This is a genomic window from Waterburya sp. (genome assembly GCF_058530065.1).
The window spans coordinates 1-15076 of sequence record NZ_JBZNBU010000260.1; the positions used below are offsets into that span (position 1 = coordinate 1).

Sequence of the window (15076 nt, forward strand, 5' to 3'; positions counted from 1 at the left end):
AACAAAATAAAGCCCAACCACACATTTTGTCCTAAAACTTTGCCATATAGTTCGCGAGAAAGATCGGGTTGGCGAAGCTTGCTATATTGCCAACCCCAAGCAACGGTAACTAAAATCAGAGATATCCAAAAAGCTAGATTTAGGGAGAGAGTCAGCCCTAGATAAACCATCAAACCAGCAGTAAGAGCATAAAAAAAAGCGATCGCTTCTGGAGTATATTTGCCAAAAAAAATCGCGCTAGAATTAATTCCTACTTTTAAATCGTCTTCGCGATCGCTGAGGGCATAACCCGTATCGAAACCCATCGTCCATGCTACCGTCGCCCCCCACAAGATCCAGGTGGCAGGTTCGATTTCTCCCGTGACTGCCGTCCAACTAATCAACACTGCAAAACCCCAAGCTAGAGATAAGACCAATTGGGGTACAGGAAAAACTCGCTTGGCTAAAGGATAAAAAACAATAAAAGGAACGGCAATTAAGCACAGAATAAAACTCACAGGCTTGAGATAAAAAGCCAAAATAGCAGCGCAAATTAATGAGATTATAAAAACAACAATTCCTACTCTCACTGAGAGAGCGCGAGAAGCTAGAGGGCGAGTTTTAGTGCGGGCTACTTGAGGATCTATATCTTTGTCCCAAAGGTCGTTGATCGTGCAACCAGCAGCACTAGTAGCCAGAGTACCTAGAACAATTACTCCTACTAATGGTAAAGGAGGTTTTCCTTCCGCAGCCAAAAACACCGCCCATAATGCAGGAATCATTAAAATGAGCCTTCCTGCGGGTTTATCCCAACGCAAGAGACGAATGATTTTTTGCCAAGTTGGCTCGCTTGTTACAGATAGATCTTGAGTCATGCTTTGATTTTGCTTAATTTTTCTGCTATTAAATTGACAAATATTTGAATTTTCTAAGATGAATTATTGTGTTGGCTAAGATTCGTGAGAATATAAAAATATCTTAATAGGGCGATCGACAAAAGTTATCTTTAAATATTGCTCTTCGTTGTAATTTTATCCGTAAACATCCTCTTCAATAGACTCAAATCATAGACAGTTACCATGAACCAACAGATTATTGCGGCGATCGATATCGGCACTAACTCCATTCATATGGTAATTGTCAAAATAGATCCGACTCTGCCAGCGTTTACAGTTATTGCCAAGGAAAAAGATACCGTCCGTTTGGGCGATCGCGATCCTGCTACGGGAAAATTAACCCCAGAAGCGATTAAACGTTCTCTCGATACCCTCAGACGCTGCCAAGATTTAGCCAATAGCTTGGAAGCAGAACGGATTATTGCTGTTGCTACTAGTGCTACTAGGGAAGCTCCCAACGGACAAGCATTTCTCCGTCAAATTGAAGCGGAATTAGGTATTGTAGTCAATTTGATTTCTGGTCAAGAAGAAGCCCGTCGCATCTACCTGGGAGTACTTTCGGGTATGGATTTTAACGATCTCCCTCATATTATTATTGACATTGGTGGTGGTTCGACAGAATTAATTTTGGCAGATATTCACGAAGCTCGTTTTTTAAGCAGTACCAAAGTAGGAGCAGTACGTCTGTCTAAAGAGTTTGTCACGACAGATCCCATTAGCGATCGCGAATTAAGAGTATTACGAGCTTATGTTAAGGGGATGTTAGAACGTCCAGTAGATGAAATTTGGCGCAATTTGCAATTGAATGAAGTCCCCCGCATGATTGGTACTTCTGGCACGATTGAAACCATTGCTGCCATTCATGCTAAAGAAGAACTGGGAGATATTCCCGATCCCCTCAATGGTTATAAAATACGTCGCAAAGATATAGAAAAGATAGTCAAAAAGCTCGCCAAAATGAGCTATGAAGAACGGTTAGAAGTATCGGGAATTTCCGATCGACGGGCGGAAATCATCATCCCTGGGGCGGTAATCTTACTAGAAGCTATGACCATGCTTAAGGTAGATTCCATTGTCATTTGCGAGCGAGCTTTACGGGAAGGGATGATTGTAGACTGGATGTTGAGTCGCGGAATGATTAACAGTCGTTTGCGCTATCAAAACGAAGTCAAAAAACGCAATGTCATCAAAATTGCTCAAAAATATCATGTAGACTTGGAATATAGCGAGAGAGTTGCTGATTTTGCCCTTGAACTTTTCGATCGCTTACAAGGAGTCTTACACGACTGGGGTGATGGAGAAAAAGAATTATTATGGTCGGCGGCAATTTTGCACAATGCTGGAGTTTATATTAGCCATTCAGCCCATCACAAACATTCTTACTATTTAATTCGCAACGCAGAATTACTTGGTTTTACAGAACTGGAATTAGAACTGATTGCTAATATTGCTCGCTACCACCGTAAAAGTAAACCCAAGAAAAAGCACGAATCTTATTACAAGCTTCCTCACAAAAGCTATCAATTAATAGTTAGGCAGTTGAGTGCCATACTTAGATTAGCCGTGGCTTTAGACCGTAGAAATAAAGGCGCGATCGCCAAGATAAAATGTAACTACAATTCTCACGAACGAGTTTTAAATTTACAATTAATTCCTCAAGAAGTAGGAGATAATTGTTCTTTAGAATTATGGAATCTTAGTTATAAAAAGGAAGTCTTTGAAGAAGAATTTAATGTTAAATTAACTGCTAAAGTTGCTGGAGATAGACTTTCAACAATTACTTAATAACTTTAATTATAGATAAGCTGTCAGGTATTTAATTTGGTGACTGGGTGACTAGGTGACTGGGTGACTGGGTGACTGGGTGACTGGGTGACTGGGTGACTAGTGACTAACAACTAATAACTAAATTAACATTCAATAATTAAATATTTGTTTAATTCAACCAGCAATTAATTAGTTGAAGTTAGTCTAGTAAAGGACACAAGCTTTGGAAAGACTTAACTAGCCAACTCCATGACATCAAACGAATTACTGACTTTAGTTCTTTTACTTAGCCCTGGTATGGCTTTATCTATTTTGATTATGCTGACTTTTGCTAAGGGTGGTTAAAAAATTGCCAGCAGGAACTTTTGGTCAATTAGTTGATTAAATTAATTAATTGACTCGATCCAGATATCTCGATCTACCGACCAAGAACATCATCAAGAAATTACTTACATAGTCTTTGAGAAAACTTATTCTTCAGGCTTATCGTCCATAAAAGAAGAATTAGCAACGGAAGCAGAATCGGTCAGACTTTCTTCCAAATCCATTCTTTTTTCGATCTGGCACAAAAAATAACCAGTCATCATCGCAGAAGCTAGCAAATGAGCTAAGTTTTCTCTATCGGTGGTGACTTTGACGTTAAAGTCTCCCGCTGGAAGCATCCCCACCAAGCCCTGAACGTTCTGAGAAATAATTTGTTTTACGTCAGGGCTGGCAGATTGGGCAATTTGCGCTAGAACTTCGGGATGTTGCTGGCGCAAGTATTGCATCAGGTTATTGTAAGTTTGCTCTTGTTGTTCGGAATTCAAAAAATCAAAATTAAATATCATTCGTTACCCAAATATTGGATTAAAACTGTTTCTACTTTGACATAGTTTTAGTATTACACGCTAGTAAGAAACAGCAGGTCAGAGGGCTATGATATAGCCATATTGCTGATTTCAAAGTATTGGTGAAATTTATTAGTTACTTCCAACCAATAGGATCTGCCATCAGCTTGTTGTCGTTTGCGAATAAAACCTAATTTTACCAATTCTCCGACCTGTTGATAAGCACTACTTCCCCGTAAATCGATTAATTCTGTTTGTAAAATTGGATTCTTCAATGCCACTGCTGCTAGAGTACGTAATGCTCCTTTACCCAATTCCGCAGGAACTAATTCTTTTAATAAGTAGCTATACTCATCTTTGAGTTGAAGACTATAGCCTGCTTCGGTTTCGGCGATTTCCAAAGCACTATTGCGATGGGCATAATCATTCATTAATTCAATCAAAGCATCTTCGATTAAAGCACGATTTTCTGCCGATATTTTGCCTGTTTCTGTTGTTTGTCGCTCTAAAAGAGCGAATATTTCTTCTATGGAAAGAGGTTTACCTTTAATGTAGAAAATGGCTTCGATTTGAGTGGCTAGATTCATTGAATTTAATCTCAATTTAATATTCTAAATATTTTTTATTAAAGGAAAGAAATGTCCCACTGGCCCATTTCCAGCACCTATATTTAAGGAATATTCTAAAGCCGTAGTTACATATTCTTTAGCAGCAATAACCGAGCGATATAAATCTTTTTTTAAGGCTAAGTTAGCACAAATAGCTGCGGAGAGAGTACAACCAGTACCGTGGGTATTTTGGGTAGAAATCGTTTTGGTAGATAAAACTCGAACTTCTTTGCCGTCGTAATAAATATCAATACCGCGTTGCGAAGCCATGCCGTCAGGCTTATCGCTATTGCTCAAGCCACCGCCCTTAACTAAAACTATTTTGACTCCCAATCCTTCATAAATAGCCCTAGCAGCCTCCTTAGCATCTTCAAGGGTATCAATTGTCATTCCGCTAAGAATTTGAGCCTCATAGCGGTTAGGAGTGACAATGGCAGCTTGAGGAACTAACAGTTTTTTTAAAGTGGCGATCGCATCATCATCGATTAATTGTACTCCCGCACGAGATACCATTACGGGATCGACGACTAAAGGTTGTAAGTTATTTTTAGCGATCGCCGCTGCCACCGCTTCAATAATCTCGCCATTAAGCAACATTCCCGTCTTAATAGCATTTACTGACAAATCCGTCGTAACGGCTTCTATTTGAGCTTCAACCATAGATGGAGTCATAGCAGCAACTTGAGTCACTCCCACAGTATTTTGAGCGGTAATACAAGTAACCGCACTAGCACCATGAACGCAGTGGAAAGCAAAAGTTCTCAGATCTGCTTGAATTCCCGCTCCTCCACCACTATCAGAACCAGCAATAGTTAAAGCTATTTGGGTCATAAATCAACCTGCTATTTTAACCTTTAGGGGTACGTCTTCTTTGCAAAAAATCGGGAATTTCAATACGCGAGCGATCGCTCGATTCTTTGACTCTAGTTCTTTCTGGTTGTTGCACCCCAGCCATAGAGGGAAAAACGCTTCTATGTTCTGTTTGGGGTTCTTCCAAATCTAGATCGGCATCGCTTTCCCCATCAAATCCCGTGGCGATGACGGTAATTCTGATTTCTCCTTCCATGGTGTCATCGATCACCGCACCAAAGATAATATTGGCATCTTCATCTACTACTTCATAAATACTATCTGCTGCTGCATTGACTTCGTGTAAAGTTAAATCGTAGCCTCCAGTAATATTAATTACGACTCCTTTTGCACCGTGAATCGAAGCTTCGAGTAGGGGAGAAGAAACCGCAGCCACAGCCGCCTCTCTCGCACGAGATTTACCCGAACCCATCCCAATACCCATTAATGCCGAACCTGCATCTGCCATAATCGCTCTGACATCGGCAAAATCTACGTTGATTAAGCCAGGGATAGTAATAATATCCGATATACCTTGGACACCCTGACGCAGTACATCATCTGCTACGCCAAAAGCTTCTTGCACGGGAGTTTCGGGAGAAATTACCGATAGTAATTGATTGTTGGGAATGATAATTAACGTATCGACTCGGCTGCGAAAAGCTTCGATTCCTTTTTCCGCTTGTTTGGTTCTTCTCCTGCCTTCAAAGGTGAAAGGACGAGTGACAACTCCTACTGTCAGGCAACCCATTTCCTTGGCTACTTCTGCTGCGATGGGTGCTGCACCAGTTCCCGTACCGCCTCCCATTCCTGCGGTAATGAAGACTAAATCCGTATTTTCTAAAGCGTGGGCTATTTCATCTCGCGATTCTTCTGCTGCCTTTTGTCCGATAGCAGGGTTGCCTCCAGCACCCAAGCCTCTAGTGATTTTTTGTCCGATTTGCAGTTTCTGGGGGGCTTTGGCGTTATTCAAAGCTTGAGCGTCGGTATTTATTGCCCAAAACTCGATGCCAGTCACCTGACTTTCAATCATGCGGTTGACTGCGTTACAGCCTCCTCCGCCTACTCCCATTACCTTGATATTGGCGACATTGCTAGGCACTATTTTATTACTCCTGTTTTCTTCTTTGGGAATTTGAGAACTACTACTATTGGCCTTGAAAGGTATCCCCATTCCATTACCTAAAGAATTCTTTCCTAAAGCTAAGGGTAATTCAGAACCATAGTAAATTTCATTATTGAAAGTACGGACGAGTTTTTTCTCTAGAGACATGGCGTAGATCGTGATTCCGTGCTTGGGTTTCTTATAGACAATTTAACTTAGCAGTTTGGTTCAATTTATTATCATCTACGTAATTTAGTCTGTATGAAATATTAAAGTTTTTGTAATTATCGATCGCATAAATATAAGTATCCTCCAAGAAATTACGGATTCAATCGTTAGTTTGTCAAAAATATCAGGGTATTTACTTAGATTGGAAGAAAATTATCATTTATACTAGTATCTTTGAATTAAATTTGCCTCTGGATTGCTCAAATCTATATAGGCAATTTTCTCGCGATCGACTTGCTTATTTAAGTTTTGTAACTTTAACAAAATTTTAAATTGTTCTTCAAGACGAGATGAATTTGTTCCCAGAGCAACTCTACCTATTTTACTGTCCAAAAATAGACCGCCAGAATGATTCCAGCGTACTCGCTCTATTTTTAGTTCTGGATAGAGAGCAATCAATTCATACAGGGTTTGCCAAGTTTTTTGATATTGGGGTTGATAGTGATGTACTACCAGTTGGGGTAAAGTAAAATTGCCCTCGATATTAGTATAAAACTGACGTTCGATCCAAGTTCCATGACTATCTAAAAAACCCGTTTTACCTTCAAAAGAAGCGATCGCAATGGGAGTTCTTTCTCGTAAGGAAATAATTATTTTAGGTGGGATAATTTGTTTGTCAATTTTGGCTACTTCAATAGAGGGTATTGATTCTAATTTATGAGCTAAATCTGCAACTTGTATTCCCCAAATAAATTGGGGATAAGAGAAATCAAGAGATTGTTCGATTGTCTTTTTACCGACTATTTTTTGACCAGTTAGAGAAATTTGAGAGGATTGTTTAATTTGCCAAAAAGGCATTGTTGTTAATAATCCCAAACCGAGAAAACAACTAAGAATAAAACCAGAACGCCAGATTGCAATGCGGGACATACGGTGTTCTTGAATATCTATTATCGCTAGTTTGTATTGTAATTTTGGTGGGGGAAAAGAGGACATCTTAGCTGCATAATTAGAAGTGATTATGGCAGTTATAGCTTATATAACCCAGACTCATCATTTTGCTAAGTAGATTAACTTACTTATTTTATTAAAATATTTTAAAGACGAATTTTAAGATTGAAACTTATGAATCCCCAAGAAGTTAACTGTGCGGTAGATTGCACCAACGGCTGTGTATTAGGCGATAGTTGCCCCAATACTGAATACAAAAATAAAACCGCCAATTTTATTAAAGAGACTTCTTTAGACAAGATGTTAGAAATGGCAGAGATAGCCAGAATGAAAAAGCTATCCGAACCACCTAAATGGGTGATTCCTGACGATATTTAACAAGACAGAGAAGTTAGAGGGGTGATTGAGTAGGGAAGATGGTGCAGGTGAAGTAAACTTTTACCTCTCAACCCCACCACCCCAAAACCTAAATTATTTTACAGAAGCCTCTTGTTTGTGCCATTCTGTTGCTCGTTCGTAAGCATGGGCGACGTGGAATAAGACATCTTCTCGCAAAACGTTGCTAATCATTTGCAAGCCAATGGGCAGACCATTACTATCAAAACCGCAGGGAATGCTGATCCCTGGCAAACCAGCTAAGTTGACGGGAATAGTCATCAAGTCAGAAAGATACATCGATAGAGGATCGTCGGTTTTCTCTCCTGCCTTAAAAGCGGTTGAAGGAGAAGTAGGACATACCAACACATCTACATCGGCAAAAGCATTATCAAAATCTTGTTTAATTAGAGTACGTACTTTTTGTGCTTTGAGATAGTAGGCATCGTAATATCCCGCAGACAGAGCATAAGTACCAAGCATGATGCGACGCTTAACTTCCGCACCAAAACCAGAAGCACGAGTGTTGGTGTACATATCAAGCAAATCTTCAGAATCTTCTCGCACGCCATATTTCACCGCATCATAACGAGCTAGATTAGCAGAAGCCTCAGAAGACGCAATCATATAATAAACGGGCAAACCATAGCGAAAACGAGGGCAAGAAATCTCTTTAACTTCCGCACCCATTGCTTCTAATTGGGCGATCGCTTTTTCGACCGTTTCCGCTACTACAGAATCTAAACCCTCGCCAAAAGTTTCAGTAATGATACCTACTTTAATTCCTTTGTTTAATTCTGGTTGTAAGTATTGAGTGTAGTCGGGAATATCTACTTTAAGGCTAGTAGCATCATAATTATCGTATCCTGCGATCGCATTTAATAAGATTGCTGAATCTTCAACGGTACGAGAAAAAGGACCAATTTGATCTAAAGAAGAAGCATAAGCCACCAAACCATAGCGAGAAACTAAACCATAAGTTGGTTTTAAGCCTACTACCCCACAAAAAGAAGCGGGCTGACGAATCGAACCACCAGTGTCCGAACCCAAGGAAACGACGCATTCTCCTGCTGCTACGGCTGCTGCCGAACCTCCAGACGAACCTCCAGGCACTCTTGATAAATCCCAAGGATTTGCTGTTACCTGGAAGCCAGAGTTTTCCGTAGAACTTCCCATGGCAAATTCGTCTAAATTAGTTTTGCCAACTACCACAACTCCTGCATCTTTGAGTTTTTGGGTAACGGTAGATTCGTAGGGAGGAACGAAATTTGCCAAAATTTGCGAGGCACAGGTAGTTTTAATGCCCTTGGTACACATATTATCTTTTACAGCCAAAGGAATACCTTCTAAAATTCCAATCGATTCTCCCGCTGCAATTTTGGCATCTACTTGTTTGGCACTGTTTAAAGCCTCTTCAGCAGTTATGGACAAAAACGCTTTTACTTTTGGTTCTACTGTTTCTATATGGGTTAAAACCTCTTGGGCAATTTCTACTGCCGAACGTTCTTTGCTAACTAATTGCTGATGTAACTCTTTTATACTTCCTTGGTACATCTATTTAAGATCTTATTGCAGACAACAATTCACGATACAGTAAACGAGTAGTTTTAAACAATATTCCCCTCAAAGCATCTTGCCCTTTAATGGTGAGTCGTAGTAGTTTGCCTATAAAATAATTAGGGGATTTTATAATCTATCAATGTTTTCAGATTCATTAGATAAAAAACCATGACCGTAGTTGTCTTTGGCAGTATTAACCTCGATTTAGTAGTAGAAGTACCTCGTTTGCCCGTCAAGGGAGAAACTGTAGTCGGCAATCGTTTCTTTTCTGCTGCGGGAGGAAAAGCCGCCAATCAAGCAGTTGCGATCGCTAATTTAGGAGTACCAGTTAGTTTGGTCGGTCAAGTAGGGGATGATAGTTTCGGTCAGACTTTAATTAAAAGCTTGCAAACTGCTGGGGTTGACACTAGGGGGATTACAGTTAATCCTGGAACTTATTCTGGTATTGCCTCTATTGTGGTAGACGAAATGGGTGCGAACACTATTGCTTGTGCTGCGGGAGCAAATAACCTGGTCAGAGAAGCAGAATTAGAGCAATTTAAACTACTATTACCAAAAGCCAAAATCGTCCTTTTAGAGTTAGGTATTCCAATCGCTACGGTGTTAAATGCAGCCAGAGAGGCTAAAGCCCACGATTGCTTTTTGATTCTCGATCCTGCTCCTGTTATCTCCAATTTTCCCGAAGAACTATATAGTCTGGTAGATTTAATGACTCCCAATGAAATAGAGGCAAGCCAACTCGTGGGCTTTACGGTAGATGGAGTGACTACCGCCAGACAAGCTGCATCTTTTTTACATCAAATGGGCATTCAAAATGTAGTCATTACTTTGGGTAACCAGGGTGCTTTATATAGCAACAGTGAAGAAAGCTATTGGCTCAAACCGATTCCCGTTTCAGTAGTAGATACTGTAGCAGCAGGAGATGCTTTTAATGGGGCTTTAGCTGCGGGGTTAGCATCTGGTAAATCTTTAAAGGAAGCATTGCAATGGGCTTCGGTGGGAGGGGCATTGGCTGTTACGAAAAATGGCGCACAAGCTTCTCTTCCCACCAAGGAAAGTTTTCATCAATTACTCAACCAACAAACATTTCCCGAAGAATATATTTAAAATTATCTTCAAAATTACTGAGAAATAAAGCCTGTTAGTAATAATGGTAGTAGAATCATTATTGAAATGATGAGAATTAACGTTCCAGCATCAATATTGATTGTGTTATCGGGTGGTTTTTTCACAGTTAGCTTTATTTAATAGTTTTTAATTAACTTATTCTAACTGTTGGCGTTACTGAATATATTTAAAAATTATATTCAATAGTTTAGTACGATTGAATGGTTTGGCGATATTTTCTGTTGCTCCCGAACGTTTTAATTGAGATATATTGATAGGTTCGTATGCTTCGTGAGATAAAATGATGGGAGTTTGTTTAAAAGTATGGTGGTTTCTCAATAAGCTACATAGTTCGTAACCATTAACGTGGGGCATACTAATATCTAAAACAATAAAATCTGGTTCAAACTCAATTAATTCGGAAAAAGCATTTAAAGGATCTTTAATACTTAAAAGCGAAAACATCTTCCGATCCAAACAGCGATCGAAATCGCCATGAATCTTAGAATCATTATCCACATAAGCAATTTTCCAATTAACTTCTAAAACATGAACGGTTTGTTTGCTATGGGAATTGACTCGAAAACCACTACTATCATCACCGCGCCAATCTGACTCCGATTGCAGGTCAAATTTTTCTTCTTGGGGTAGGGGAGGTAATTGATCGAAAGGTGGTTTGGGATCTCTAACTACAATCGTATTTTCCAGCATCGAAGGATAGAGAATTTTAACTACGACCAACTCATCGAGATCCAAAATCGCGCTAATTTGACGAAAGTTTAATCCTTTGAGTAGCTTACAAATTGTTTCATTTTGTTGTGCTGTCAAATCGCCAATAGCTTGAGTTTTTTCGGTAACTAAATAAGGACGTTGATATGAAGACCAAATTTTTTCATCAAAAGCTTGCCATGCTTCTAATCTTTTTCTGCATTGTGCGACATAAGAGATAAAGTCAAATTCGCATAATTCTTCAATTTTATTGGATCGAGCAATAACTCGATACTGACAAGAATTTGGAATAGATAGCAAAGATTCAAAAACTTCTCTGGTGATTCTTCTCAGTATTGTTACAGCTTCCTTAGAATTTAGATGCTCCTTTTTGACCAACCAAAGAATACTTTGATAATCTGAAGGGAAATGGTGATAAGATTGCAAGCCTTTATGAAATAAAGAGCGTGGTTGTTTGATAATTGAATTATTGAGTTGGGAATTAAGATTACTCAAACGGCGTAAATGACGCTCTAGTCTTTCAAAAGGAGCTAGAGAATTAGTAGCATAAATTAGTTTTCCTTCATTAAAGTGAAGAAAGAAAGTAGTTGAATTATAAACAATTTGCAAGCAACTATTACGTTGCAAACGCAATACTTCGTCGAAAATATTATCTAAACTATCAGTTACAAATGTCGAGCGATCTTTCTCGATATCAGAAGGATGGAGATGATTCATGCAATCTCAAAGCGACTCAAACGGCAACAATTTTAAAATACCCATTTTTGACCGCTGAATAACACTGGAGTCGAAAATACAGACAATTATTACATTTACTATCACGTCGAGCAAAATTAGTAACTATTTATGCTTTTACTGAGTCAAATATAGTCTTGATTAGCTAAAATAGTTTCTAGCTGTTGTTGAGTTATAAATAAGATAATTTTTATGGCATTATTTTGGAGTGTAGACTTAGCAATCTGCAATCCCAATCAAACTAAAATTTATAGACATCAATTAAAGGGCAAGCAATAGCTTACATTAATCAAGCAATAAAATGGTAACTGAAAATACACATCTACGTTCTGAATTTATCAACACTCAAGTAATTGCTCGTAATAGTGGCAAGAGACTAGGAGTGGTTAAAGAAGTTTTGGTAGATATAGACCGCAGAGAAGTAACTGCTTTAGGTCTAAGAGATAATTTACTTTCAGTTTCTGGCATACCGAAATATATGTATCTCGACAGCATTCGTCAGACTGGAGACGTGATTTTAGTAGAAGACGAAACTGCAATTGAAGATATTGATATTGAAATTTACAGTAAATTAGTCAACTGTGAAGTAATTACTGAAGCAGGAGAACCTTTAGGTAAAGTTAGAGATTTTCAGTTTGATGCCGAAACTGGTGCGGTTAGTTCGATTGTGATCGCTTCTTTGGGTATTCCTCAGATACCAGAACAATTTATTAGTACCTACGAATTATCTATAGAAGAAGTAGTTAGCAGCGGTCCTGGTCGTTTAATTGTCTTTGAAGGTTCGGAAGAACGCATCCAACAAATTTCCGTTGGTTTATTAGAACGTTTGGGCATCGGTCGTCCTGTATGGGAAAAAGATGATGTCGATTACTATCCTAAAACTGTAGATGCGGGAAATCAATTACCGACAGGAACTCCCGTCCGCACCCCTATTTCCACTCCAGTAGATAGGAGAGAACCTGTAATGGAAGAAAGATGGGATGAAGATGAATGGCAAGAATCTCGCACTGCACCTCCCATCAGACAGCAAGCAGAAGCCATTCCTTACGAACCTGAATATGAGGAAAGTAATTGGGAAGATGCCGATCCAGAAGTTTACGAAGCAACTTATGAAGCACCTCCCGTCAAGGAATATGAGTATGAAGATACGATGGAAGATGTTTGGGACGACGATGTAAAAGCCGAACCTTACAATCCTCCCCCAGTTAATATTCCAGAAAAGCAAAAAGCTCCTGAATATGAGGAAGAACCAGGCTAACTGGGACTGGGAGACTGGGAGACTGGGCGATAAATAAACGCAGATAGTAGGGACGTTTCATGAAACGTCCCTACTATTTTTTCAAATATGCTTTTGCCATATAGAAACAGGCGATGGTTTTGCCGTCTATGGGTTCGCCGTCTAAGATGGCTTGCTCTAATTCTGTTTCGCTCATCAACACCACTTCAATATCTTCGTCTTCATCTTGTTGGGGTGGTGTTTCTAATTTTTCTAAATCTTGAGCCAAAAAAGCATAAATATATTCGTCTGAATAGCCAGGGGCAAGAATAAATTTACCCATATCCTGCCATTTATTTGCCTTGTAACCCGTTTCTTCTTCTATTTCTCGCTTGATGGTTTCAAAGGGCGATTCGTTGGCTTCTACAGTACCCGCAGGAAATTCTAGTAGCCTCCCCGCTACGGTAAAGCGATATTGTTTGACTAAGACGAATTTACCATCAGCAGTGACGGGAACGGCTAAAGCACCTCCAGGATGGCGGACGCATTCCCATTGTCCTACAGCACCGTTAGGCAAGCGGAGTTTAACTACTTCATAGTTGAATTTACGACCTTTGTAAGCAAGTTTTTGTTCGATAATTTCTGCTGGTTCGTTTCCTACAGACATAATATTTCTGGTTATTAGTAATTAATTATTAGTTTTTAGTCTTTAGTTAGTCTATTGTTTATTACCCAGTTTTGCTTTTAACTCGGATTTAATGCGATTGAGAATAGACTCTTCATCTAGAGAGTCGAGGATTTTGCCTACTACGACTTTCGGACTCTGTTCTCCCCAGGATGCGCCATTGGCTAAATAGGTTTTGGTCACTTGTCCGATCGCATAGGAAGAGACTCCAGCCACCCCTCCTTGAGCGATCGCCACGGAGAAATAGGGAGCGAGGGATAAACCTCCTGTAGTGGGAATTGATAGCCCTAAAAGGCTTTTAAGAGAGCCTAAACCTAGAGTAGTTAGGAGTTCGCTAGCACTAATCCCCCCCATACTTAGAGCAATATTTTTGAGGAGTTTTATCGCCCCAGATTGAGTCATATTGATGCCATAAAGACGAGAAAGAGAGATAATGATACCCAAATCGACGATCGCCCCAGAAAAAAGATCGATCGCCGTAACGGGATTGAGGGCGACAGTAGTAGCTTTGAGCATCATTCCTTTATTGATTAGTTCATTGGCAGCGCGATCGCGTATTTCAAGTTTGCGGGCTAAGATTTGCTCGTTAACTTCATCGGCAAATAGCATACTATTGAGGGCGACTAGAGATTTTCCTTCGCGGTGCAATAACTCTAGGATCTTTAGTTTTAAAGCTTCTACTTGGGGTTTGCCTTTAATCCTTTGTACTTTTAATTTTCCCGTTGCATCTTTTACCCCCCGCACTTCAATGGGAGATGCAGCTACCATAATAATTTCCTCGGGAGAAATTAATTCTTTGACTCTTGCTTCTTTTATTTTGTGGTAAATAGCCAGCCTGTCAGCTTCGGGGTATTGGTCGATTTTATTCAATACGAGTAACATGGGCTTTCCTGCTTCTCGCAGTTTGGACAAAGCGCGATATTCTACCTGGGTAATATCTCCCGATACTATAAACAAAATTAGATCGACTCTACTCGCCAAATCGCAAGCCAAAGCTTCTCTCGCTTCTCCCCCCACTTCATCAATACCTGGGGTATCGATTAATTCAATTTGTCCTCCCTGTTTGCCTTTAATAGTCAGCCGTTGTAAATTATCGGGAGTGTTGCCAATTTGTTCGGGAGTTAATTCCCAATTGGCACTGTTTATTTCGCGAGTTACTCCGTGTAATGCCCCCGTGGGAAATATTTCTTTACCAACTACAGCATTTAAGACCGAAGATTTGCCCCTGCCAACCATTCCAAAAGCAGCAATTTGCACTACAGAATGCTCTAACTTATCGAGCATTTGCGTCAGGCGATCGATTCCCGATTCTAAGCCAATTTGTTCTTCTGCGGTTAGATCGATATTACCGATTAAATTTCGCAGAGATCTTTGGGCTTTACGATAGTTTAGTTCGGAAGCGATTTCATCTAAACTCAATAAATTTTGACTCGTTTCCAGCCCATATTGTTGCTTTTGGGACAATTATTAAATGCCTCCTTGAAAAAAATTACTAGTTTTATATCGGATAAATAAT

Annotated in this window: 14 protein-coding genes; 4 read left to right on the forward strand and 10 right to left on the reverse strand. The window is 39.6% G+C overall.

The features are described 5' to 3' along the window. The coding region (gene ubiA, locus AC33VI_RS15520; RefSeq protein ID WP_491783176.1) for a 4-hydroxybenzoate octaprenyltransferase at nt 1-854 on the reverse strand (854 nt) is incomplete at its 3' end. A gap of 204 nt (nt 855-1058) precedes the next feature. On the opposite strand from ubiA, the gene AC33VI_RS15525 reads away from it, so the two are divergent. Next, nucleotides 1059-2660 (forward strand): Ppx/GppA phosphatase family protein, encoded by a 1602-nt coding sequence (locus AC33VI_RS15525; protein WP_491783177.1) that lies wholly within the window; start codon nt 1059-1061, stop codon nt 2658-2660. Nucleotides 2661-3112: 452 nt separating this feature from the next. On the opposite strand, the gene AC33VI_RS15530 is transcribed toward AC33VI_RS15525, so the two are convergent. From AC33VI_RS15530 to AC33VI_RS15550, 5 genes are all read right to left on the reverse strand, one after another. Next, a complete protein-coding gene (locus tag AC33VI_RS15530) occupies nt 3113-3472 on the reverse strand; it encodes a DUF760 domain-containing protein (RefSeq protein WP_491783178.1) in 360 nt (119 codons plus the stop codon). A gap of 86 nt (nt 3473-3558) precedes the next feature. Next, nucleotides 3559-4059, reverse strand: coding sequence for an SMC-Scp complex subunit ScpB (gene scpB, locus AC33VI_RS15535; RefSeq protein WP_491783179.1), 501 nt, complete (start codon nt 4057-4059; stop codon nt 3559-3561). 24 nt (nt 4060-4083) lie between these two features. Further along, nucleotides 4084-4911 carry a bifunctional hydroxymethylpyrimidine kinase/phosphomethylpyrimidine kinase gene (gene thiD / locus AC33VI_RS15540; RefSeq protein WP_491783180.1) on the reverse strand — a complete coding sequence of 276 codons (828 nt, stop codon included), beginning with the start codon at nt 4909-4911 and terminating at the stop codon, nt 4084-4086. 16 nt (nt 4912-4927) lie between these two features. Further along, a complete protein-coding gene (gene ftsZ / locus AC33VI_RS15545) occupies nt 4928-6202 on the reverse strand; it encodes a cell division protein FtsZ (protein WP_491783181.1) in 1275 nt (424 codons plus the stop codon). Between the two features lie 225 nt (nt 6203-6427). Beyond that, nucleotides 6428-7198 (reverse strand): cell division protein FtsQ/DivIB, encoded by a 771-nt coding sequence (locus AC33VI_RS15550; RefSeq protein ID WP_491783182.1) that lies wholly within the window; start codon nt 7196-7198, stop codon nt 6428-6430. Between the two features lie 129 nt (nt 7199-7327). On the opposite strand from AC33VI_RS15550, the gene AC33VI_RS15555 reads away from it, so the two are divergent. Then, nucleotides 7328-7531, forward strand: coding sequence for a hypothetical protein (locus AC33VI_RS15555; RefSeq protein WP_491783183.1), 204 nt, complete (start codon nt 7328-7330; stop codon nt 7529-7531). A 93-nt stretch (nt 7532-7624) separates the two neighbouring features. Here AC33VI_RS15555 and gatA read toward each other — a convergent pair whose 3' ends face one another. Beyond that, nucleotides 7625-9082 (reverse strand): Asp-tRNA(Asn)/Glu-tRNA(Gln) amidotransferase subunit GatA, encoded by a 1458-nt coding sequence (gene gatA / locus AC33VI_RS15560; protein WP_491783184.1) that lies wholly within the window; start codon nt 9080-9082, stop codon nt 7625-7627. Nucleotides 9083-9256: 174 nt separating this feature from the next. On the opposite strand from gatA, the gene rbsK reads away from it, so the two are divergent. Continuing rightward, a complete protein-coding gene (rbsK, locus tag AC33VI_RS15565; protein WP_491783185.1) occupies nt 9257-10195 on the forward strand; it encodes a ribokinase in 939 nt (312 codons plus the stop codon). A gap of 174 nt (nt 10196-10369) precedes the next feature. On the opposite strand, the gene AC33VI_RS15570 is transcribed toward rbsK, so the two are convergent. Continuing rightward, on the reverse strand, nt 10370-11641 hold the full coding sequence (locus AC33VI_RS15570; RefSeq protein ID WP_491783186.1) for a response regulator: 1272 nt from the start codon (nt 11639-11641) through the stop codon (nt 10370-10372). A 319-nt stretch (nt 11642-11960) separates the two neighbouring features. On the opposite strand from AC33VI_RS15570, the gene AC33VI_RS15575 reads away from it, so the two are divergent. Beyond that, the gene (locus tag AC33VI_RS15575) at nt 11961-12917 is read left to right on the forward strand and encodes a PRC-barrel domain-containing protein (RefSeq protein WP_491783187.1); all 957 of its coding nucleotides are present in this window, start codon (nt 11961-11963) and stop codon (nt 12915-12917) included. 73 nt (nt 12918-12990) lie between these two features. Here the strand turns inward: AC33VI_RS15575 and AC33VI_RS15580 are convergent, their stop codons facing one another. Together AC33VI_RS15580 and AC33VI_RS15585 are read right to left on the reverse strand one after the other, a co-directional pair. After that, nucleotides 12991-13542, reverse strand: coding sequence for an NUDIX hydrolase (locus AC33VI_RS15580; protein ID WP_491783188.1), 552 nt, complete (start codon nt 13540-13542; stop codon nt 12991-12993). A 51-nt stretch (nt 13543-13593) separates the two neighbouring features. After that, nucleotides 13594-15024 carry a GTP-binding protein gene (locus AC33VI_RS15585; protein WP_491783189.1) on the reverse strand — a complete coding sequence of 477 codons (1431 nt, stop codon included), beginning with the start codon at nt 15022-15024 and terminating at the stop codon, nt 13594-13596. Between the last annotated feature and the right edge of the window lie 52 nt (nt 15025-15076).